The 21,577-nt window shown below is 59.2% G+C and carries 18 protein-coding genes; 3 read left to right on the top strand and 15 right to left on the bottom strand.

Annotated elements, in window-relative coordinates:
* Positions 1–17 precede the first annotated feature (17 nt).
* On the top strand, positions 18–986 hold the full coding sequence (locus tag J2Y56_RS24355) for a metal ABC transporter ATPase (protein WP_150782399.1): 969 nt from the start codon (positions 18–20) through the stop codon (positions 984–986).
* Positions 987–1,077: 91 nt separating this feature from the next.
* Here the strand turns inward: J2Y56_RS24355 and hldE are convergent, their stop codons facing one another.
* Together hldE and msbA are read right to left on the bottom strand one after the other, a co-directional pair.
* The gene (hldE, locus tag J2Y56_RS24350; RefSeq protein ID WP_150782398.1) at positions 1,078–2,499 is read right to left on the bottom strand and encodes a bifunctional D-glycero-beta-D-manno-heptose-7-phosphate kinase/D-glycero-beta-D-manno-heptose 1-phosphate adenylyltransferase HldE; all 1,422 of its coding nucleotides are present in this window, start codon (positions 2,497–2,499) and stop codon (positions 1,078–1,080) included.
* Positions 2,500–2,660: 161 nt separating this feature from the next.
* Positions 2,661–4,463 (bottom strand): lipid A export permease/ATP-binding protein MsbA, encoded by a 1,803-nt coding sequence (gene msbA / locus J2Y56_RS24345; RefSeq protein WP_007946998.1) that lies wholly within the window; start codon positions 4,461–4,463, stop codon positions 2,661–2,663.
* Positions 4,464–4,619: 156 nt separating this feature from the next.
* Between msbA and J2Y56_RS24340 the strand changes: the two genes are divergently transcribed.
* Together J2Y56_RS24340 and J2Y56_RS24335 are read left to right on the top strand one after the other, a co-directional pair.
* Entirely contained in the window at positions 4,620–6,482 is a 1,863-nt protein-coding gene (locus J2Y56_RS24340; RefSeq protein ID WP_310353177.1) for an O-antigen ligase family protein, read from the top strand.
* Positions 6,482–7,699: an acyltransferase gene (locus J2Y56_RS24335; RefSeq protein WP_310353175.1), complete on the top strand. Its 1,218-nt coding sequence runs from the start codon at positions 6,482–6,484 to the stop codon at positions 7,697–7,699. Before J2Y56_RS24340 ends, J2Y56_RS24335 begins: the two co-directional genes overlap by 1 nt.
* A gap of 28 nt (positions 7,700–7,727) precedes the next feature.
* Here J2Y56_RS24335 and J2Y56_RS24330 read toward each other — a convergent pair whose 3' ends face one another.
* The 13 genes from J2Y56_RS24330 to waaC all read right to left on the bottom strand — a co-directional run bounded on the left by J2Y56_RS24330 (position 7,728) and on the right by waaC (position 21,577).
* A complete protein-coding gene (locus J2Y56_RS24330) occupies positions 7,728–8,612 on the bottom strand; it encodes a glycosyltransferase (RefSeq protein WP_007947001.1) in 885 nt (294 codons plus the stop codon).
* A complete protein-coding gene (locus J2Y56_RS24325; protein ID WP_310338749.1) occupies positions 8,609–9,763 on the bottom strand; it encodes a glycosyltransferase family 4 protein in 1,155 nt (384 codons plus the stop codon). Before J2Y56_RS24325 ends, J2Y56_RS24330 begins: the two co-directional genes overlap by 4 nt.
* A complete protein-coding gene (locus J2Y56_RS24320) occupies positions 9,760–11,202 on the bottom strand; it encodes a PIG-L family deacetylase (RefSeq protein ID WP_310338752.1) in 1,443 nt (480 codons plus the stop codon). Before J2Y56_RS24320 ends, J2Y56_RS24325 begins: the two co-directional genes overlap by 4 nt.
* Positions 11,203–11,210: 8 nt before the next feature.
* Complete coding sequence (locus J2Y56_RS24315; RefSeq protein ID WP_310353171.1) at positions 11,211–12,107, bottom strand: antimicrobial resistance protein Mig-14; 897 nt, start codon at positions 12,105–12,107, stop codon at positions 11,211–11,213.
* The gene (locus tag J2Y56_RS24310; protein WP_310338758.1) at positions 12,107–13,237 is read right to left on the bottom strand and encodes a glycosyltransferase; all 1,131 of its coding nucleotides are present in this window, start codon (positions 13,235–13,237) and stop codon (positions 12,107–12,109) included. The genes J2Y56_RS24315 and J2Y56_RS24310 overlap by 1 nt, the downstream gene beginning before the upstream one ends.
* Complete coding sequence (locus J2Y56_RS24305) at positions 13,221–14,978, bottom strand: carbamoyltransferase (protein WP_007947007.1); 1,758 nt, start codon at positions 14,976–14,978, stop codon at positions 13,221–13,223. Before J2Y56_RS24305 ends, J2Y56_RS24310 begins: the two co-directional genes overlap by 17 nt.
* A gap of 172 nt (positions 14,979–15,150) precedes the next feature.
* Complete coding sequence (locus J2Y56_RS24300; protein WP_081502805.1) at positions 15,151–15,486, bottom strand: YceK/YidQ family lipoprotein; 336 nt, start codon at positions 15,484–15,486, stop codon at positions 15,151–15,153.
* Positions 15,487–15,654: 168 nt separating this feature from the next.
* Complete coding sequence (locus J2Y56_RS24295) at positions 15,655–17,106, bottom strand: lipopolysaccharide kinase InaA family protein (protein WP_310353168.1); 1,452 nt, start codon at positions 17,104–17,106, stop codon at positions 15,655–15,657.
* Positions 17,106–17,858: a lipopolysaccharide kinase InaA family protein gene (locus J2Y56_RS24290; RefSeq protein ID WP_310353166.1), complete on the bottom strand. Its 753-nt coding sequence runs from the start codon at positions 17,856–17,858 to the stop codon at positions 17,106–17,108. The genes J2Y56_RS24295 and J2Y56_RS24290 overlap by 1 nt, the downstream gene beginning before the upstream one ends.
* A complete protein-coding gene (locus J2Y56_RS24285) occupies positions 17,855–18,589 on the bottom strand; it encodes a lipopolysaccharide kinase InaA family protein (protein WP_310338772.1) in 735 nt (244 codons plus the stop codon). The genes J2Y56_RS24290 and J2Y56_RS24285 overlap by 4 nt, the downstream gene beginning before the upstream one ends.
* The gene (gene rfaP, locus J2Y56_RS24280; protein WP_310353164.1) at positions 18,589–19,395 is read right to left on the bottom strand and encodes a lipopolysaccharide core heptose(I) kinase RfaP; all 807 of its coding nucleotides are present in this window, start codon (positions 19,393–19,395) and stop codon (positions 18,589–18,591) included. The genes J2Y56_RS24285 and rfaP overlap by 1 nt, the downstream gene beginning before the upstream one ends.
* On the bottom strand, positions 19,395–20,516 hold the full coding sequence (locus J2Y56_RS24275) for a glycosyltransferase family 4 protein (RefSeq protein WP_007947013.1): 1,122 nt from the start codon (positions 20,514–20,516) through the stop codon (positions 19,395–19,397). The genes rfaP and J2Y56_RS24275 overlap by 1 nt, the downstream gene beginning before the upstream one ends.
* Positions 20,516–21,577: a lipopolysaccharide heptosyltransferase I gene (gene waaC, locus J2Y56_RS24270; RefSeq protein WP_310353161.1), complete on the bottom strand. Its 1,062-nt coding sequence runs from the start codon at positions 21,575–21,577 to the stop codon at positions 20,516–20,518. The genes J2Y56_RS24275 and waaC overlap by 1 nt, the downstream gene beginning before the upstream one ends.

Raw genomic sequence — 21,577 nt, 5'->3', positions numbered from 1 at the left:
CTTAAGCAGGAGCCGACATGCCGCGTACGCTCATAAGAAAGAACCCGAACAACTTCAAGACCCTGCCGCTGTACGTCGAAGCGACTCCCGAAGGCTTGTGCTATCAGAGCGTCGGAATGCCGCTCAATTTCTCTCAGACCCTGCAACGTCGCCGCCTCGTGACGGTGGCCAGCACCGAACGATTTGCGTTGGAACTGGCCAATCTCGGCGTCTCGGTGCGCCTGACCCTGCATTGGCAGAATCGTGATTACTGGGTGCTGGTGCGTCAGCGTCGGCAAGACCGTGGCGACGTGGTGCTCAAGTTGATCTCTGGCTACGTACCGGCCCATGAGTTGAACCTGCCGCTGCACACCGCGATCCAGGAAATCGCCGAAGAATGCCTGCTGGAAACCCCGGAAGGCTGGCTCGGCGGGCGTTTCAACGACACGTGGCTGCCGGCACCCTATGCCAGCGCCCTGCATTATCGCGAGGCGCTGCCGTTTCGCCTGACGCCGCTGTCCGGTTCGGCGCGGCCGGTGCGTTGCGCCAGGCTTCAGTTGATCGAACGGCCGCGCGCCTACGTGCATTTGCCCACCGCGTCGTTGCAACTGATCTATGACTTACGCCTGGACGTGCCTAAAGAAGCCAAATCCCTGAGTCTGTTTCATGTCGACGAGCGGCTGGAAGGCGATCAACTGGTGGCCCGGCTCGACCGCAAGCGCCCGGACTTGTACCTGATGCCATTACAGGACGGCCAGCCGATGGCCGAGCTCTATACGCTGAAGAAAGATCAGCTGTACCCGGCGAGTACTCGTGGGTTGTTTCTGGCAGAGAGTTTTGCCCGGCAGGAAGGCTGGGTAGTGCGAGATGAGCGGATTCGCTGGAAGGATTGGGTGAGCCAGCAGGGGCTGAATCCACCGAGGAAGGACTCGGGCCTGGCGCGGTTGCGCGGGAAGGCGAAGCAATTGCTGAAGAAAATCGTGCCGCGCAAAGCGGCACGCCCCTGACCGCCAGATCGTTCCCACGCTCCGCGTCCCAAAGCGGACGCAGAGCGTCCATTGAGGCATTCCCACGCAGAGCATGGGAACGATCAACCAATCAGTTATTGCGGATTTTTTCGACGATCGCCGTGGTTGAGCTGTTTGCCACCAGCCCCAGTACTTTTACCGTGCCGCCGTAAGCCGTCACGATGTCCGCGCCGACCACTTGGTCAATCCCATAGTCGCCACCCTTGACCAACACGTCCGGCTTGACCTCGCGCAGCAGGTTTTCCGGGGTGCCTTCAGGGAAGCTGATGACCCAGTCCACTGCGCCCAATCCAGCCAATACCGCCATGCGACGGTCGACGCTGTTGATCGGACGACCCGGCCCTTTCAGGCGGCTGACCGAAGCATCGTCATTGACCGCAACGATCAGACGATCACCTTGGGCACGCGCCTGCTCAAGATAGGTCACGTGGCCGGCATGCAGAATGTCGAAGCAGCCATTGGTGAAAACGATCTTCTCTTTGTGCGCACGCGCATCGTCGACCGCCAGCAGCAATTGCTCAAGGCCCAGCACACCGCGCTCCGAACCTTCTTCACGCTGGATAGCGCGACGCAGTTCCGGGGCGCTGATGGCCGCCGTACCGAGTTTGCCGACCACGATGCCCGCCGCCAGGTTGGCCAGGGCTACCGCGTGGGGCAATTCTTCGCCCGCCGCAATCGCGGCTGCCAGGGTAGAGATCACGGTATCGCCGGCACCGGTCACGTCGAACACTTCACGGGCGCGAGCTGGCAAGTGCAATGCCGGATGATCAGGGCGCAGCAAAGTCATGCCGTGTTCGCCACGGGTCACGAGTAACGCGCCGAGGTCCAGGTCGTGCATCAACTGCGCGCCTTTGCTCACAAGCTCGTGCTCATCGGCGCAACCACCAACGATGGTTTCGAACTCACTGAGGTTCGGAGTGATCAGGCTGGCGCCACGGTAGATCGAGAAATCCTTGCCCTTGGGATCCGCCAGTACCGGAATGCCACGGGCACGGGCTGCCTGGATCAGCACCTGATGGTTTTTCAGTGCGCCTTTACCGTAGTCGGACAGCACCAGCACCTTGATGCCTTCGAGCAATTCATCAACTTGCACACCAAGCGCCAACGCATCGGTGGCGAAGGGTTCTTCAAAGTCGATACGCAGCAGTTGCTGGTGACGACTCATGACCCGCAGCTTGACGATGGTCGGCTGGTGCGCGATGCGCTGGAATAACGCACGAACCCCGGCACCCTTGAGGCTATTGGCCAGGCTGTCGGCAGCTTCGTCGTCGCCGGTCACGCCGACCAGCGAAGCCGGAGCACCGAGCGCAGCAATGTTCAACGCAACGTTGGCGGCACCACCCGGGCGGTCTTCGATTTGCTCGACCTTGACGACCGGTACTGGCGCCTCGGGGGAAATCCGTGAGGTACCACCATGCCAGTAACGGTCGAGCATGACATCGCCGACCACCAAGACAGGGGCTTGATCGAATCGCGGCATGGACAACTTCATGGAGCAACCCACATACAAAATGAACAGGGGCGCGATATTACCACAGGGTTGGCACTGGCTTGCGCGACGGCTGTAACGGAATGATTTTAAGGGGCGACCTGGTTATTTATTGAGCAGAAAACGCTGAAAACCGGGCGCATTGCGCACCCGGTGAGCAGGGGTCAGGCGATGTCTTCAGCCGGGGCGTCGAGGCCCATGGCGTTCAGGCGGGCGTAGTAACCGTTTTGCGCCAGAAGCTCGGCATGGGTGCCGCGCTCGACAATCCGGCCCTGATCCATCACCAGGATCAGGTCAGCCTTTTCGATGGTCGACAGACGGTGAGCGATCACCAGCGTGGTCCGGCCTTTCATCACTTGGTCCAGCGCCGCCTGAATGTGGCGCTCCGATTCGGTGTCGAGCGCCGAGGTGGCTTCGTCGAGAATCAACAAGGGTGCGTTCTTCAACAGGGCCCGTGCAATGGCCAGGCGTTGACGCTGACCGCCGGACAGCAGCACGCCGTTCTCGCCGACTTGAGTGTCCAGGCCTTGGGGCAACTGCGCGATGAAATCCATTGCGTAGGCATCTTTCGCGGCTCTTTCGATCGCGTCACGAGGTGCGCCAGCCAGATCGCCATAAGCAATGTTATTGGCCACTGTGTCACTGAACAACGTCACATGCTGGGTCACCTGGGCGATGTGCTTGCGCAGGTTCAACAGTTTGTACTGCTCCACTTCGACACCATCGATCAGGATCTCGCCCTTGTCGTGGTGGTAGAAGCGCGGGATCAGGTTGGCCAGAGTCGACTTGCCGCTGCCCGACCGCCCAACCAGCGCCACCATTTGCCCTGGCTCGGCCGAGAAACTGATGTCATTGAGAACCAGGCGATCAGTGTCCGGGTAGGTGAAGCTCAGATGGCGCACGTCCAGGCGACCGCTGACGGCGTCGCGCTCGACGGTACCGGTATCGATTTCAGGCTCGACGTCCAGTTGTTCGAAAATACTCTCGGCCCCCGCCACACCTTTCTGGATGGTCGAGCTGACTTCGGACAACTGGCGGATCGGCTTGGGCAACAGGCCAGCCAAGGTGATATAGGCAACCATGTCACCGGCCGATGCATCGCCACGCAGGAACAGCACCAGGAACATCAACACCGCCATGGCGCTGTAGATCACCAGTTGCAGCAACGGCGTGTATATGGCACCGGTGCGAGTCATGCGCAGTTGTTTGTCGGTGTTGCCCTGACTGGCGGCGTAGAAACGCTTCTCTTCGTAGACTTCGCCGCCAAAGCTGCGCACCACGCGATAGCCCTGGATGGTTTCCGACGCCACGTGGGTCACATCACCCATGGCCACCTGGATTTTCTTGCTCTGCTTGCGGAATTTCTTGCTCGCGGTGCGCACCATGATGGCGATCAGCGGCAGGATGGCGATCATGACCAGCGTCAGGCGCCAGTTCATGTACAGCAGCGAGGCAAACAGGAAGATCACGGTCATGCCTTCACGGATTACGACCTTGATCGCATCTGTGGCCGCCCCGGTGACCATCGTCACGTTGAAGGTGATACGCGAAATCAGATGACCCGAGTTATGCTTGTCGAAATACCGATTGGGCAAAACCAGCAGGTTATTGAACAGCTGTACCCGCAAGTCATGGACGAGCCCGAGGGAAACCTTGGCCAGAAAGTAATTGCCCAGATATGATCCCAGCCCCTGCCATGCGGCGATCAGAATGATCAGCAACGGTACAGCCTGCAACAGTTGCAGGTCGCGCAGGTAAGGCACCGTGGGAAAAAGCACTGCCTCAGGGTTGGACAGGCCATCGACAAAGTATTTGAGGATGTAACCGAGCATCGGCTGGGTCGAAGCGAAAATCAAAAAGCCGACAATGCTGATCAGAAACAAACTGATGTACGGCCGGACATAGCCGAGCAGGCGGAAGTAGATTTTCAAGCTCGATGGGCTTGCGGAGAGACTAGAGTCGGTCATATCACGCGTTTGTCGATAAAAAGGACGCTGACTTTAGCACAGCTTCTTCAGGGTTCTGGCAATCGACTAAAGGCTGTTATTGTTAGGCATTGAATTAAGCATCAATTGGCCATCACCCCGAAATGGCCGATCAACTTCAGGATTGAATCTCTCAGCATGCAACTCAGCGGCTTCAATAGTGTGTCAAATCGAGTTTTCGATTTCATTTGCCTCTGGATTCTTCCACTTGGCTATCTCTTGTTTCTATGCGCACTGTTCTTCTTGCCGGGCCGAAGTCTGCACCACAAACTTTTTTATGGCCTGTTCAGCATTCCGACGCTGATCGCCCTGTGTCTGCGCCCCCGCGAACTCAAGGAATTGGTCCGCGACCCGATCTTCAGTGCCGTACTGATGTTCTCGGGCTGGGCGCTGGTGAGTTTGTGCTGGGGACCGGAAAAAGATGGCTTCGCCAGTCAATTCAAAGCACCGCTGCATACCCTGATGCTGTTCGCTGGCTGCTACATGGTGGTGCGCTATCGCAGCGAAATCGTTCACCCGCTGCTGTTCACTGCGGCACTGGTCGGACTGGTCGGCACCGTCCACAGTCTGTTCATGTTCGCACGCGTGTACGAACCGGGTATGCGCTTGGTCGGGGGGGGTGCGTTCGACAACCCGCTACTGAGTTCTCACATGTATGGTTTTTACGCGACCTACTGGCTGAGCATGAGCATGATCTGCAAGCGCCGACTGATGCTCTGGCTGAGTCTTCCGGCATTGGCAATCATGTTCACCGCTGTAATCGCCACCGGCTCCAGAACGCCTCTGGTTGCACTGACGATGGCGGCGCTCTGGCTGGGTTTTATTTGCTGGAACCGTCGCTCCGTCGTATTGCTGGGCGCGCTGGTTGCCAGCGCAGCCACGGTTTATATGCTCTTTGCTCGAATGATCATCGAGCGAGGTGACTCTTACCGCTTCGAAATCTGGCAACTAGCCATCAATAAAATAGCCGATCACCCCTGGATCGGTCATGGTTATAGCGCCAATCTCGCCATCGATCCCGGCGTCGGCATCAATTTCCAGGAACCCCACAGCTTTGCCTTGGGCGTCCTCTATTACGTCGGGATTGTTGGCTTGCTTCCTTGGATGTTTTTCCAGGCCTGGAGTTTGTTGAGCTGTTGGCGCAATCGTGTGCAACCCCTGTTTATAATCGCATCGACCTGGCTGATATTCGGAATCGGTGCAGGCCTTACCGAGGGTGGCGGAATCATCTCCCGACCCAAGGAGCACTGGTTCCTGCTGTGGATTCCGCTGGCGCTGATCGTCGCTCTTTGCATCAACCAGCGCGCCCGACGCTTGTTGGCGATGCCCATCAAAACGCTGACGCCAACGGCCCAGCAGCAATTGACCGCCAATGCACAAGTGATCGAAGAAGATGGTCTGGGCCCCAAAGTCTTGCGCCTGCTCGATGGCAGCTTCCTCAAGCTGTTTCGCGGCCGTCGTTGGTACACCTCAGGCAGTTTCAACCCCTACTCCGAACGCTTTGCTGTCAACAGCGAGCAACTGCGCAGCATAGGGTTCCCGACCCCGCCGACTCTTGATCTTTATCGCCTCGCGGACGGCAGCAGTGCCGTGCACTATTCGCCGCTGCCCGGCAATACACTGCGCCAGGTCCTGCAAGGCATAACCGCACCCGCAGTGCGCCAGGCGCTGGTGGAGCGTTTTGGCAAGTTCATGGCTCAGCTGCATGAACAAGGTGTCTATTTTCGCTCGCTGCACCTGGGTAACGTGCTGGTACTTGAAGATGGCGAGTTCGGTCTGATCGATGTCGCCGACCTGCGCATTTACCCGTCTTCATTGAGCCTGGCCCTGCGTCAGCGTAATCTGCGCCATATGCAGCGCTACACCGTAGACCGGCGCTGGCTGTTCGAAGAACACTTTGAAGCCCTGCTTCAGGGCTATGCCATGACGGCATCGAAGTCCGCTGTTGATAACCTGCACAGGCAAGTGCTGGCCGGGAGCTCCCCGGTCAAGGCTCATTGATGACTGAAACCAATCCCCTCATTGCGCTAGTAGGTTATCTGCTGGCCATTTTGACCGCCGCCCTGCTGTTGCGCGCCGTGCCGAAAATCGCCCGTCAAATCGAACATTCCAGTGAAAGCCGTTATGCCAGCATTGATGGGCTACGCGGTTATCTGGCGTTCGGAGTGTTCGTGCACCATGCGATCATTACCTTGATTTTCCTGCGCACAGGCGTGTTTGATTTTCCGCCGAGCAATTTCTACTCGCAGCTCGGGCAAGGCAGTGTCGCGCTATTTTTCATGATTACCGGTTTCCTGTTTTGGAGCCGACTACTCACCCAGGGACGTCAGCACGACTGGCTGGCCTTTGCCGTATCGCGATTGTTTCGCCTGTATCCGTTGTATTTGCCGCTGATGCTGATCGTGTTTGTCACGGTGTTCTACCTGCAGAACTGGGAGCTCAAGGACTCCTGGATTCAGTTATTTGGCCAGACTCTGGCCTGGCTGACCTTTGACCGACCAGACGTCAACCAGTACCACCAAACCGGCATGCTGATCTCCAACGTCACCTGGACCTTGAGTTACGAGGTGTTTTTCTATCTGGCATTGCCCCTCGCCGGCATGGTGTTTATCTACCGGGGCAGCTGGCAGCAAACGGTGTTGTGCCTGATCGGCATCTACGGCTTGTATGAATTGATCGGCATGGAGCACTCGCTGAAAAAACACTTTCTGGCGAGCTTTCTCGGCGGCATCGGCGCTGCGTACTGGGTTCGCCGGCCGCAACTGGTGGCCTGGGGTCAGACTCGAATGGCGGGGATTATCGCGCTGCTGGCATTGGCCATTGCCTTCACGGCATTCAACCGTGCTTTCGCCCTGAGGCCATTGCTGCTCATGTCGTTGTTTTTCGTGATTGTTGCGTCCGGAAACACCCTGTTCGGCGCACTGAAACCACGCAGCATCCGCTGGCTCGGCGAAATTAGCTACAGCACCTATTTGCTGCACGGCTTTGTGCTGTGGGTGTTCATCCAGCGCCTGCCGCTGGTGCTTGATCTAGACGTTAGTGACATCTGGACCTTTCTGCCGCTGATGGCCCTGTGCAGCTGTCTGCTGATCATCATCAGCAGCCTGACGTTCCTGTACATCGAGAAACCGGGAATAACGGCGGGCAAAAAGGTCTTGCTGTGGCTGCGCCAAGGCAAAAAAGCCAACAAGAGCCTGGCAGAGGACATCGCTGGCTGAAGCTGCTACAAAACGCATCGAAACTGGATCAGTCTTTTTCCAGCGGCGAGAAGTACAGTCGCCCCAAACCGCGCCAGGTCTTCTTGTTCCAGGCCCTGAACGGAATCTGCGCCAGCAGTTCACGGGCCAGCTTGCGATCACGGTTGGCGGTCTTGAGGAACATCGAGCTGAGGAACTTGTAGCGAACCTCGTCGTACAGTGGATGATCGCTGAACAGCGCGTAGGTACGCAGGATGCTGTCGATCATGAAGCGGTGGTTTTTGTAAGAGTTGGTGGCGTGTTTGCGATAGCGCGCCATCAGCACATTCAGGCCATCGATAAAGTAACCGGCATGGGTCACCTTCAGTTCGATCAGCAAATCTTCCAAGCGAATATTCGGATCGAATCCGCCTACCTTGTCCAGCGCTTCCCGACGGATCATCAGGGTCGGGGCGGGTGGATAGGGTTTACGCTCCAGAAACATGTCATCGAAGTCCAGACGACGAAACGGCACATCACGGCGCTGACGCTTCTCCGGGTACAGATTACCGTCGGCGTCGATCAGCTCGATATTGCCGGCACAGATACCCACCTCGGGCTTGCCATCCATGTGCGCCACCTGAGTGGCGATGCGCTCCGGCAGCATGATGTCATCAGAACCGAACGGCACGATCAGGCTACCGCTTGAGCGAGCAATGGCGCCGTTGAGGGTGTTGGTCAGACCCTGATTCTGCTGAACCCGAAAATCGAATCCATATTGCGCCTGCAGCACCTTGATGCGTTCAACGCTGTCGTCTTTGGAACCGTCGTCCACCACCAACAATTCGATATTCTTATAAGTCTGATTGAGGACGCTGAGAATGCTTTCCTCGATGTAGCGAGCGTGGTTGTACGACGCGATGATGACCGTGACGAGAGGTTGCGCGGCGCTCATGGGTGTTCCTTGCGGGCCTGTTCCAGGCCGGAATCGATCAGGTTCAGGTATTCCTGACGGAACACCTCAATGTCATGTTGTTCCTGCAGATAACGATAGGCCTGCTCACCCTTGGCCTTGAGTTCGTCATCCGACAGGCCGAGGTAATTATCCAGCGCTGCGACCAGGCTCGGCACATCCTTGGGTGTAATCGCCAGCCCGCCCGCTCCTTCAATCAGCGGCAGCATGGCGGGCACGTTGGAGGCGATCACCGGCAGATGCCCGCTCATGCCTTCGAGCAGCGCCAGCCCGAGGCCTTCAGCCAGGGACGGCATGGTCCAGATGTCGAAGGCACGAATGTACTGCAAGGCGATTTCCCTGAAGCCCAGAAGGTGTGCGCGTCCGCTCAGGCCCAGGCGTTCGATCTCGGCGTTCAGGCGCGACTCTTCGCGGCCGGCACCAATGATCGCCAATTGGGTGTCCGGATACTTGTCCTTGAGCGCAGCAAACGCCTGCAACAGGTAGGTATGACCCTTGACCGGCACAAGACGCCCCAGAGCGCCAATCAAGCGCACCGACGGATCGATACCCAACAACTCACGGGCACGCTCGCGGCTGTGCTGCAAACCTTCGGCCTGTTCGATGTCGATGGCGTTAGTGATTGCGTAGGTATTCTGATCGGTAAAACCGCAGTCGCAGTCCAACAGATACTGTTTAACGGCCGGCGACACGCCGACAAAACGCCAGTGTCGATCGATCAGACGCTGGGTCTGGCGGCGCCGGTAAAACCGGTCGTACTCACCGAAACCGTGGGAAATACCGATGCACAGTGGCACTTTCAACCAGCGGTTAAGCGCCAGCATCATGTTCACGGGTTTGAAGCGGTTACAGATCACCACGTCGAATTTTTCCGCGCGGCAAAACTTGTACAGCGTCCACATCGCCCGCAAGCGCATGCCTTTGAGGGATTTGTCGGAAAACTCGAAATACACCGAACGGTCGGCCCGGCTTATAGCCTCACCCGGCCCCGGCTTGCCACGCAGGAACGCCGCCGTCACTTCGAAGCGATCACTGGGCAGCGCCTTGACGATCTGCTCTGCGAGGTCGGCAAAATCATGGGCTTTGACGTTGTAGTCAGGCTGCAATTGCAGAACCTTTAGCCGCTGGCTCATAACTCTCCCCGCTGAGAAGCGTTGATTGGTGTGTGCTTGAGTATCCACAAAAGCTCGTGACGCCGAACGGCCTTGCGAAAGAATTCGTTCTCGCCGTAGGCCGGCGGCTTGCGCCTGGCTAACAGCCGCTGGATGACCCGGCGCAGGCGTCGCTTGACCGGCATCGAGGGTTGCAGGTCATGCATCATGCCCAGCGCCATGGCTTTGTCGCGCTGAAGTTCCAGCGACAGCGGCAGGCAGCAAGGCTGCATCGGCGTCGCCGCGTCGAACGCTGGCGGCAATGCAATGCCATGCCCCGCATCGCCCATTGGCCAGCGGTCGTTGTCGTGCAGATGGTTGGCGTAGCCGAGCAGTGTGGTCGGTTGCCATTCCAGGCCTTTCAAGGCTTCGAGAACCGCTTGTTGAGCACACATATGATCGGGATGCGGATCGAGGGTCGGGTGCGGCAATACGATTACTTCGGGGCGCGCGCGCAGCAGTACTGCACGCAGATCGGCCAGTAAATTGTTCCAGGTGGGTGCACCGTCAGCATCGCCCGGCAAGGCAAACGGGTTCAACTGGCGAAACAGGCGAGTGTCGCTCAAATCCGCTTCCCGCGAAGCGACCGGTTGCGCCGGCGCGGCCTGCATTGCCGCCAGTTGCAGACAGAAGTAACCCAGCTGCACGCAATGAGCCTCCGGCACGCCGGCCCAACGCGGCACCGCGATGCTGTCCCACGCGCGCAAACGGCCCTTGAGCCGCGACGCTTCGACCTTGTTCAAGCCGATCTGTTGGTAGTGTTCGGCTTCGATTTCACCGGCCGTCAGTGTGACGATCCAGGCTTCGTCGGCCTGACTGTACAACCCATAGGCAGCCAGTTCAGCGTCGTCGGCGTGGGGTGCGATCACCATCACCCGTTGCCGGCGGAAGTCGGGTTGCTCCAGCGCCCACAACACCGGCTCGCCGAGCAAGCGGCAGTAGCGTCCACACAGGCGCAACTCACCACGCGAAAGCACTTGCGCCTGACCACTGAGGTTCAGGTAACGCAGGCCATTGACGCCGCGCTCAAACGCCAGTCGGTCCGGGTTATCACCACCCGACAGCTCCACCACCGGGTCGATAAAGCGCCCCAGCCAGGTGCTTTTCACCCGTAGCGCCAACACCAGCGTGGCGTCGTCGACCAGCATCACGCCTTCGTCCAGGCGCAAGCGCTCGCCGTCCAGATGCACCTTGGGCTGCGGGGTGTAGGGCGGGAAGCTGTATTGGTAATCGTCTTTGGGGGAGTAAAACAGGTGGTCGGCGAACCAGGCCTCGTGGGCAATCCAGCCCAGCACCGCCAACACCAGTGGCAACCACCAGGCCACCAGCACGCCGATAGCAATCAACAGCATCAACGCGATCAACAGGCTGATGCGTTTGTTGCGCCGATGGCGCTTGAGCAGTTGCTGTTTGCGGCTCATGGGTTCACTCACACGGTAAAAACCGGCACAGGGTTGCACCAGCGGTCCTTGTATTCCCGGTCGGCACGACCGAAAGAAAACCGCAAAGGCTTGTCCAGGGCGCGCGCGTGCTCCCAGGCACTTTGGGTGTTTAGAAAACTCAGCACGCTGCCGGGGCTGAACTCACGGGTTTCGGGATCGACGCCACCGTTGATGTACTCGACGCTGATCCACTCCGGCGCTTCGACGCGGTACACCAGTTGAATGGCGATCGGGGCATCGTTGAGGAAAATCACCGAGCCGATCAGCAAGTCGCTCAGCAGCTCGATCACCTCACCCATGCGCTCGGCACCCGTGGCCGGAAAGCCCCAACGGCGCTGGAACAGGTCGCAATAAATCGCCGCCAGCTCAGTACTGGAAAACTCGGCCACCGGACGCACAACGCCACCGGCTTCTTCCAGCAGACGCAATTCACGGCGCTGGTTGTAGCGGAATTTTTTCGACAGTTCTTCGGGCGTGCGCGCCATGGCCAGTTGTTCGGCCTGCAGCTTGATATCGGTGAATCGGCCTTCGCTAAGCGCCGACAAATAACGTCCGCGATGGCGCAGCGCTGCTTGTGCATCGGCGGCAGCTGGCAGGATCACCTCGGCATTGCCGAGGTCGAACAGGCCTTTTTTTCCACGGCGCTTGAGCACGTCCTTGGACAGCGCCAGGTCGCGCCCCCAGGTCGGGATGGCGGCTTTCACTTCACCGTTCTGCTCCCAAGCCAGGTAACGGACCGGGATCTCGGCCAACTGTGCCAGGCGCTCAACCACCATGGGATGCGTCGCGACACTACCGCCATAACGCTGCCAGGTCTGTGCATAAGTCGAGGCGTCGACCAGCGTCCAGCCACGTTCGCGCCAGCCTTGAAATCGGTTGAGCATCAGCCCCTCGGTGCCAGTTCTGTAACGTGTGGCAAATGCCAGAAAGCATCGCGCACGGCGCGGTCGGAGAAATGCTCACGCAAACGGTCAAGCATCATCTCGGCGCATTGATGACGTTGCTGATCGTCCATTGCGGCCAGATGTTGCAGTCCTTGAGCCAGACGTTCGGCATCGCCCAACGGGAACAGGATGCCGACCCCTTCAACGACTTCCCTCGCACCACCGCAAGCCGTCGCGAGCAACGGCACGCCAGCGGCCATGGCTTCCAGCAGCACCATGCCGAAAGGTTCGTGATCGGAACTCAAGGCAAACACATTGAAGGCACGGAAGTAACGACGGGCATCCGGCACCTGGCCGAGAAACAGCACCCGGTCCCCAATGCCCAGTTCGCGTGCCAGTTCCTTGAGGTCCTGTTCCAGCCGACCGCTACCGAGAATCACCAGTTGGCTGTTGGCCGGCAGTTGCGGCAATGCCAGGGCAAAACCGTGCAGCAGCGTGGTCTGGTCTTTGTCCGGATGCAACCGCCCGACGTTGCCGACAATCCAGGCATCCGCTGACAGACCCAGGGTTTCCCGGGCCTCCCGAGCCGAAACCTGACTGGTCTGCATGGCCGGCACATCGATTCGGTTATAGAGCGTCTGAATCCGCCCGACCGGCCATTTCGGCAGGCAACTGCGCATGTCGTCACGCACCGCATCGGAGACCCCGAGCAGACTCAGACGCTTGCGGAAAATATGGGCGAACAGTTTGCGGGTGCCGCGTTTGTAATCGCCAAAGGCATGATGCACGCCAATGACCGGCAGCGACGTACCGAGCAAGGCGATGTAGATCGGCTTGAAACGGTGGGCAATGCAGAAACTGAAATTACGCGAGGCAGCGATCTTGCGCAGATCGCCGATGGCGCCCAGCTTCAGGCCACGAATGGCCTTGGAGCTGTATTCCATGAACAGCACTTCATCGGAAGCGCAGCCCGCAGCGACGTCGCTATCGGCGGCCCCGGTCAGAAAGACCGTGGTCACTCGATAGCCAGTCCCCGCGAACAGGCTGGCGTACTGCCGGGCACAGTCCAGAAACGGGCCGTCATAGCCGTGACAGAACTGCAGCACATGGCGTTCAGCCGAGCGAGTCATAAGCGTTGGCGCCCTCTTTAACCACCAGGATGTCTTCCATGATCAAGTACTGTAGATCGGAACCGAAGAACATGTTCAGGGCATCGGTAGGCGAGCAGATCATCGGCTCGCCACGACGGTTCAGCGAGGTGTTCAGCGACACGCCATTGCCAGTCAGCACTTCCAGCGCCTTCATCATGTCGTAGTAGCGCGGGTTGTACTCGCGCTTGAGCACCTGGGCCCGGGACGTACCGTCTTCGTGGACGACTTCTGGCACGCGGGTTTTCCACTCTTCAGCCACTTCAAAGGTGAAGGTCATGAACGGCGCCGGGTGATCGATCTTGATCATCTGCGGAGCAACGGTGTCGAGCATCGACGGGCAGAAAGGCCTCCAGCGCTCGCGGAACTTGATCTGGTGGTTGATGCGGTCAGCCACGCCGACAGCGCTCGGGCAACCGATGATCGAACGACCACCCAAGGCACGCGGACCGAACTCCATGCGCCCCTGGAACCAGGCTACGGGGTTGCCGTCGACCATGATCTTGGCGATGTTTTCCGGCATGTTGTCGAGCTTGCGCCAGACCGGTTTGCTCGGGTGACGGGCGCAGGCTGCGAGCACGTCTTCGTTGGTGTACGAAGGGCCGAGGTAGACGTGTTCCATCTTCTCGACCGGCACGCCACGAGCGTTAGACACATACGCCGCTGCGCCGACCGCCGTGCCGGCATCGCCGGACGCGGGCTGCACGAACAGCTCCTTGACGTCATCGCGGGCGATGATTTTCTGGTTCAGCTTGACGTTCAACGCACAGCCGCCGGCGTAAGCCAGTTTGCCGGTTTCCTTGAGCACGTCGCCCAGGTAGTAGTCGATCATCTGCAGCGAAATCTTTTCGAACAGCGCCTGAATGCTCGCGGCGTAGTGGATGTAGGGTTCGTCGGCGATATCACCTTCGCGCTTCGGACCCAGCCACTCGATCAGCTTCGGCGAGAAGTAGTAACCCTTGCCCTTCTCTTTGTAACGACGCAGGCCGATGACGTTGGCGTATTCGGTGTTGATCACCAGTTCGCCGTTTTCGAACGAAGCCAGGCGTGAGAAATCGTATTTGCTGGCGTCGCCGTACGGCGCCATGCCCATGACCTTGAATTCGCCGTCGAGCATATCGAAACCGAGGAACTCGGTGATCGCGCCATACAGGCCGCCGAGGGAGTCCGGATCGAAGAATTCCTTGATCTTGTGGATCTTGCCGTTTTCGCCGTAACCGAAGAAGGTCGTGGCGTACTCACCCTTGCCGTCGATCCCCAGGATCGCGGTTTTTTCTTTGAAACCGGAACAGTGGTAAGCACTGGAGGCGTGGGCCAGGTGGTGCTCGACGGGTTCGATCTTGATTTTCTTCGGATCGAAGCCCAGTTGCTCGAGGCACCAGACAATTTTGTTGCGATAGCGCTTGTAGCGACGGTTGCCCATCAGGATCGCGTCGAGGGCGCGGTCCGGGGCGTACCAGTAACGCTTGGCGTACTGCCAGCGAGCCTTGCCGAACAGGCTGATCGGGGCGAATGGAATCGCAACCACGTCAACGTCGGATGGCTTGATACCCGCCTGCTCCAGGCAGAACTTCGCCGACTCGTAAGGCATGCGGTTCTTTGCATGTTTATCGCGCACAAAGCGCTCTTCCTCAGCCGCCGCGACCAGCTTGCCGTCGATGTACAAGGCTGCTGAAGGATCATGGCTAAGGGCGCCGGACAGGCCAAGAATCGTCAATGCCACAGGGGTCTAGCCTCTTTAGTCTGCATGCAGGCGACAAGCGCCTCAAAAATTAATGTGCCCTCGCAAGCAGCGAGAGACAGCTAAAGGGCGGGATTATAGCGTAAAAGCAGCGGCAAGCCTCTAGCGTCAAGCGGCAAGCTCACGCGTTGACAGTAGAAAGACCTCGACATAGTTACCTGCGGCCTAACTGACCATAAATACTGAGATTGCCTTCGGTGGTCTGCCGGTAAAGGGTATAGGGCAGGCAAACCGTGTCGAGGGCACCGGACAAGGCCAGGTCCATCAGTACAAAGGATGCGAGGTAACCTCCCGGATCAGGCGGGGCATTCAAGTAGCAGAAATCGTAGGCCAGGCCGCTGTAAATGCGCGGGATGGACTGGCAGTAGGTTTTTTGTTTTCTGAGACGGCGCGCTGCGTCTTCGTCAGATTGCAGCACCGTGGCAGCGGTGCCGCAACCAGCGAGCGCGAGTGAGATGGCGCTGATCGCAATAGCTGTTTTTAACGACAAAATCTGCCCTCCATGAACGTCAGGCAAACTAGCATCGTGGCTAGTCAGGACACAGTTCATGGGTTCAGCGGATCATGTAGGACGATTCTAAAAAACTTGTCCTCTAGATCCAGGGCGGCTGATCTGGCCTCATCGCGAGCAGGCTCGCGATAAGGCCGAAGGTCCGAATCAGTCAGCGCTGGAAACTTCCTTGGGAAGACGCTGATCAATGACCTGATACAGCGCACTGCTCTCAGGCCAGTTGCGCATGAACCGCGCCCGGTCCCGGGCATATGCCGGGGCAAAGCTGCTCACGGAGGCGTGCTGACACATGGAATCCAGATCAATCAGCGCCCAGCGATCTTCATGCCAGAACAGGTTGTGGCCCTTGAAGTCACCATGGCTGATGCGCTCGCCAATCAACTCGGCAAACAAATGATCCAGCGCCAGCAGCTCCGCCTCAGGAGCGTCGCCACTTTCGACGTAAGGCGCAAAGCGCTCGATGATGTCCGGCCCCGGCAAATACTCGGTCACCAGATACGCCCGACTGCGCAGCCAGAGAAACCGCTTTTCCAGCAACGCCAACGGCTTGGGCGTGGCAATGCCGAGGAACGCCAGGCGATTGCCTTCGTGCCACGAGTGCCAGGCACGGCTCGGGCGCCAGAATCGCTTGAGCCAATGCGCAAATCCCTTGATGTTGTAGCGTTTGATCACCAGCGTCCGACCGTCAACCTCGACTTTTCCCACACTCGCCGCGCCCCCCGTCTTGTACAGATGGCCTTGATCGAGCAACGCGTCGGCCTGCTCAAGCACCGGCAGCATCGCAGCCTCTTCCTCGCGACGAAGCGCGCGCAAGGCAAATGCGCCGCGCCGGACGCTGAACAGCGTGCATTCACGGCCGACTTTGACCAGGAAGTCCTTCAAGCGCCAGGCGCGAACTTTGTCGATCTGCTTCTGCAAGGCTTCCATCGGCAGGGCGTGCTCGCCGTTACTCAACAAGTAATACACCAGCAATTCTTCGATGAACGGTTCCAGCGTCTTGGGCAGCTGCGCAAAAAACACGCCGAGGTTTTCCAGGACTTTGTTGCGTGACAGCGCCTGCCCCGGTGTTTCAGCACAGACGCCGCCGCCATCGATCAGGTACAACCGCCCGCGCTGACGCAAGAGGTTGTCCAGATGCAGGTCTTCCTGCCAGAGGCCCTTGCGATGCATTTGGCCGATTGCACCCAACGCCTCAGCCAGCACGGCGCCTTGCATATCCGCCAGCACCGGCAGGTGTTCCACTTTTTTCCAGGTATCCCCCAGGCTCTCGGCATCTTCGAGGAAGTCGAACAACAGCCAGCCACCCTCGCCTTCCTTGAGGCCATCGGCCAGCAATTGCGGCGTGGTCAGGCCTTGATCGGCGAGCAAGCGCACGCCGTTCAGTTCACGCTGAAAATGCCGCGCTGCCTTGCTGCCCACCAACAATTTGGCCAACACCGGCCGGCCGCGCCAGACCCCTGCGCCAACGTACCGTTGTCCCGGCAAGACCCGCAGCAAGCTCAGCAGCTGCAATTCGGCGGGACCGGCGGCATCGGCCAGCGAAATGTTCATCGGCAAGCTCGGGCTGCGGCCGGCGTCTTTCAGTTCGGACAGGCGCATCAGCGCTTCTCCTTGTGGCTGCGACGCGCGGTCAGTCGCGAAACCCAACTGTCCACGAGCGAACTGTTCTGCGACTGATCGACATAGACCGCCAACAACTCGCGCAACTGCGCTTCGGTCCACTGCGGCGCGCGGCGCAGCAACGGTTCCAGGTCCTTGACACGGTCACGTTGACCGAACAGCAGCGGCCGGGTCTTTTCCAGGTCAATCAACTGAGCCTGAAAACCGTCGCCCTTGGCTTGCAGAAAAATATGTTTGGGATAGAAGCAGCCATGCACCTGACGCACGCTATGCAGCCGTCGCGCCAGAACACCACAGGCTTTGAGAATGGCCGAGTGTTGCGCCTCGCTCAGGCTCGACCAACGCTGCAACAACGAATCCAGATCATCCCAACCGTCCAGCGCGCGGGTCAGCAGCACTGCGCGGACTTCACCGTTGACTTTGCGCTCACCAAAAAACACCGCTTGCAGCGCTGGTATGCCCAGCTTTTGATAACGGCTGATGTTGCGAAACTCACGGGCAAAACTCGGCTCGCCGAAGGGCGCGTGAAAGGTGCGCGTCAGGTAGTTGCTCTGGCGCTTGAGGTAAAAACCACGACCTTCCAGATCCAGTCGAAACACGCTGCTCCAGCCACCGCCGACGGTGTTGGGCTCATCCACGGCGTCGAGCTGTTTGGCCCAGAGTGCATCGAACGTGCCGAGGCCATGGCGCTCAAGCAGCGCACGGTCTTCAGCGGCCAGAAAATCAGTCATTCGCGTCCCTCGAAAAATCTCACCACGTGCCGGATCCGTTTCTTGTCGGCGGCATTGAGCCGGTCACGCTGACGATATTGCAGATAAAAGCGCAGGCGCTGGGTGGCCGACAGGTGGTATTTGGCCACCTTGTCGAGGCAGGCCAGGTCTTTGGTGATCCGGTATTTAAGCCAGAAGCCGCGCCAGAAATCACCATTGGGGCAATCGATCAGGAACAACCGGGCTTGATCGTCGATCAGTAGATTGCGCCACTTCAAATCGTTATGCGTGAAACGATGGTCGTGCATGGTCCGGGTATAAGCGGCCAACTGCCGGCTGACCGTGTCGACCCAGGCGCGGTCCGACAATTTGGAATCGAACCGTTCAGCGAGGGCCGACAGGTCTTCAGTGTTCGGCAATTCGCGCGTGATCATCGCCCCACGATTGTAGGCCGCACCGCGCCGCTCCAGCCCCCAGGCCACCACTTCGGCGGTGGGAATGCCCCACTTGGCGAAGCGTTTGAGGTTCTGCCATTCGGCCTTCACCCGGGGTTTGCCCAGGTAACGGCGCAGGCCTTTGCCGGCACCGGTGTAGCGTTTGACGTAGTAATTGACGCCGTTACGATTGACGCGGATGACCTCGGACAACAGGTCACGGGTCAGCCGCTCGCCCTGCAGCGCGAACACCGCTTCAAGGCTACCGAAATCTTCTGCCAGATCGCTATACGCGGGCTCCAGTTTCCAACCCGCCATCAGAGCGCATCCCCATATCGCTGTTTACGGTCATAAAGTTTATTGGCCTTGCCTTCAAGCCAGGCGAGCAGCGACGCTTCTTCGCCCAGAATCTGGCGTAGCGGCTGCTGGAAGTAACCCTTGAGGAAGCGCAATTTATCGCGCCGGGTCAGGCCGATGTCCAGGGCCGAAAAGTACAGTGCCGCCAGATCTTTGTTGCGCCAACGCCGAGTGATTGCCGGGCGGGTCTGGGCACGGTGCAGGTCGATCACCGAGAGTTTGAAATCATCAGCGGTCACCGGTTTATCGGTGTGCAGCAGGAAGTGGCAAATGTAGCAGTCGCGATGGTTGACCCCGGCGCGGTGCATCATGCCGGTCATGCGCGCGACTTCGGCAATCAGCGCACGCTTGAGTTTAGGCTCGGGCGGGTTTTTGACCCAATCAATACTGAAGTCTTCGAGGCTGACGGTCGGTGCCAGTTCTTCGGTGACGATGAAAGAGTGCTGGTCCGCCGGATTGCTGCCCTTCTCGCCGTAAGCGACGGCGGTCATGGTCGGCACGCCGACTTCTTTCAGGCGCTGAATGGCTTTCCATTCCTGACCCGCGCCGAGAACCGGCAGCTTGGCCGTCAGCAGGTTTTTGAAGATCTCGCCCCAGCCGATGCCACGGTGAATCTTCACGAAAAAACCATTGCCGTTCACTTCAGTGCGCAAGGTCCGGCGCGCTTCCAGTTCACGGTAAACCTCGCCTTCGAGACCTTCGACTTCGGTGAACGCATCGCGTCCGGCCCAAAGGCTCTTGAACGGTTCAGCCAGCATCAACTTCATTAAGCGTGCTCCGCCAGAATCACATCGGCCGCGTGTTGCGGCATGCTGTAGAGATCGGCCGTCTCGGCGAAGGCCAGACCGTTGCGGCTCCAGGCCGCCCGTGCTTGAGCGTCGTTCAACATGCCGGTCAGGTACTGGGTCAGTTGTGCCTGATCAAACGGTTCGTCCAACACCAGCCCGGCATCCGCCTCGGCGATGTAGTGGGCATAACCACACACTGCGCTGACCAGCACCGGCAGCCCGGCCACCAAGGCTTCGAGCAACACGGTCCCGGTGTTTTCGTTATACGCCGGGTGGATCAACAGATCGGCACCGAGCAGGAAACGCGGGATATCGCTGCGCCCCTTGAGGAACGTCACGTTGTCGCCGAGCCCCAAGGCGGCGCTCTGCATCTGGAATAATTTGGGGTCATCCTGGCCAATTACAAACAGTCGGGTACGTTTCTTCAGATCAGCGGGCAATGCGGCCAGCGCCTTGAGGCTGCGATCCACACCTTTGGTCTTGAACCCGGAGCCGATTTGCACCAGCAGCAACTCATCGTCCTTGAGGTTGAATTCGCCCCGGAATCCGGCACGAATCTCGGCGGCATTGGCCGGCGCGCGACGGTCCTGGGAGATGCCTGGTGGCAGCAGATGAAAACGCTCCAGCGGCGTGTCGTAATGCTTTATGAACAACGGCTGCTGCACTTCGGAAATCATCAGCACTTCGGTCTTGGCGTCCTTGGCGAACACAGCGCGCTCGTATTCGGCGAAGTGCCGGTAGCGGCCCCAACGGCGATACAGCGAATGACGCAGGTTTTGCGCCTTGTCTTCGAAGCAGCCGTCGGCGGCGTAGTAAACGTCCAGGCCCGGCATCTTGTTGAAACCGATCAGGCGATCCACGGGCCGCTTGGCCAGATCAGCCTCCATCCATTCGCTGAGCTTTTCATTGCGCCGATGATTGAAGAACGCCTTGACCGGCGCCACCAGCACTTCGAAACCCGGCGGAACGTCGCCTTCCCAGATCAGCGTGTAGACGCGAATTTGATGGCCGCGCTGCTGACACTCCAGGGCGATGCGCATGAAGTCGCGCTGCAAGCCCCCGAATGGAAAATATTTGTACAAGACGAATGCCAATTGCATCAGCGCAGCTCCTCAGCCAGTAACAACGTGCTCAGTCGGGTCGCGACACGCTCGGGATTCAGGCGCGTGAAGCACAGAGGCCACTCGCGTTTCAGGTCGAACTGACGGGCATCCTGTTCCGTCGGTTGATAGGTACATTTTTTTTGCAGGCACGGTGCGCAGGGGAAGTCGCTGGCGATGTGAATCTGCGCTTTACCATAGGCGCCGGTCAGGCCCGGATTGGTCGGCCCGAACAGCGACAAGGTCGGGACGTCGAGCGCGGCGGCCAGATGACCGAGGCCCGTGTCTACGGCCACGCAAGCCTGTGCGCCGGCCAGCACCTTGCCGACACCGGCCAGGTTCAGCTTGGGCAGCACTTCGACATGGCGGAACCCGGCGGCGATGCGCTCGGCCCGGGCTTTCTCGACTGGATTGCCCCACGGCAGTTTCACGGCAACGCCCAGATAACCGACACGCTCGGCCAGCTCACGCCAGTAAGCTTCCGGCCAGTGCTTGGTGTCCCAGGTGGTGCCATGCAGAAACAGCACGTACGGATTCTTGCGCGGCAATTCCACCAGGCGCTCGACGTTCAGGCCGTAGTCACCCAAGCCTTTGGGCAAGTCGTAGCCCAAGGCCAGGGCGAACAATTGACGCACCCGTTCCACTGCGTGCTGTCCACGGCCCACCGCCAGGCGACGAGAGTAGAAGTGTGCAGCCATCGGCTCGCGCGCCGAATCCTTGTCCAGTCCGGCGACTGGTGCCTTGACGTAACGCGTCAGCCAGGCACTTTTCAGCAGGCCTTGGGCGTCGATCACCAGATCATACTTTTCCGCACGAACGCTTTGCTTGAAGCGATGCCACTCACCACTCTTGATGGTTTGCCAGAGGTTCTTGCGCCAGCGACGGATCGCCACCGGGATTACCTTGTCCACGGCCGGGTGCCAGGTCGGGATCTCGGCAAAGCCTTCTTCCACCACCCAGTCGAACTTGATGCCAGGAATCGCCCGCGCGGCGTCGGTCAGTGCCGGCAGCGCGTGAATCACGTCGCCCAGCGAGGAAGTCTTGATCAGCAGAACCCGCAA

Origin of the sequence: Pseudomonas sp. BE134, from assembly GCF_031456105.1 — a bacterium.
Classification (GTDB): domain Bacteria; phylum Pseudomonadota; class Gammaproteobacteria; order Pseudomonadales; family Pseudomonadaceae; genus Aquipseudomonas.
The sequence above is the reverse complement of the archived record's forward strand: the minus strand, read 5'-3'. Positions and strand labels throughout refer to the sequence as shown.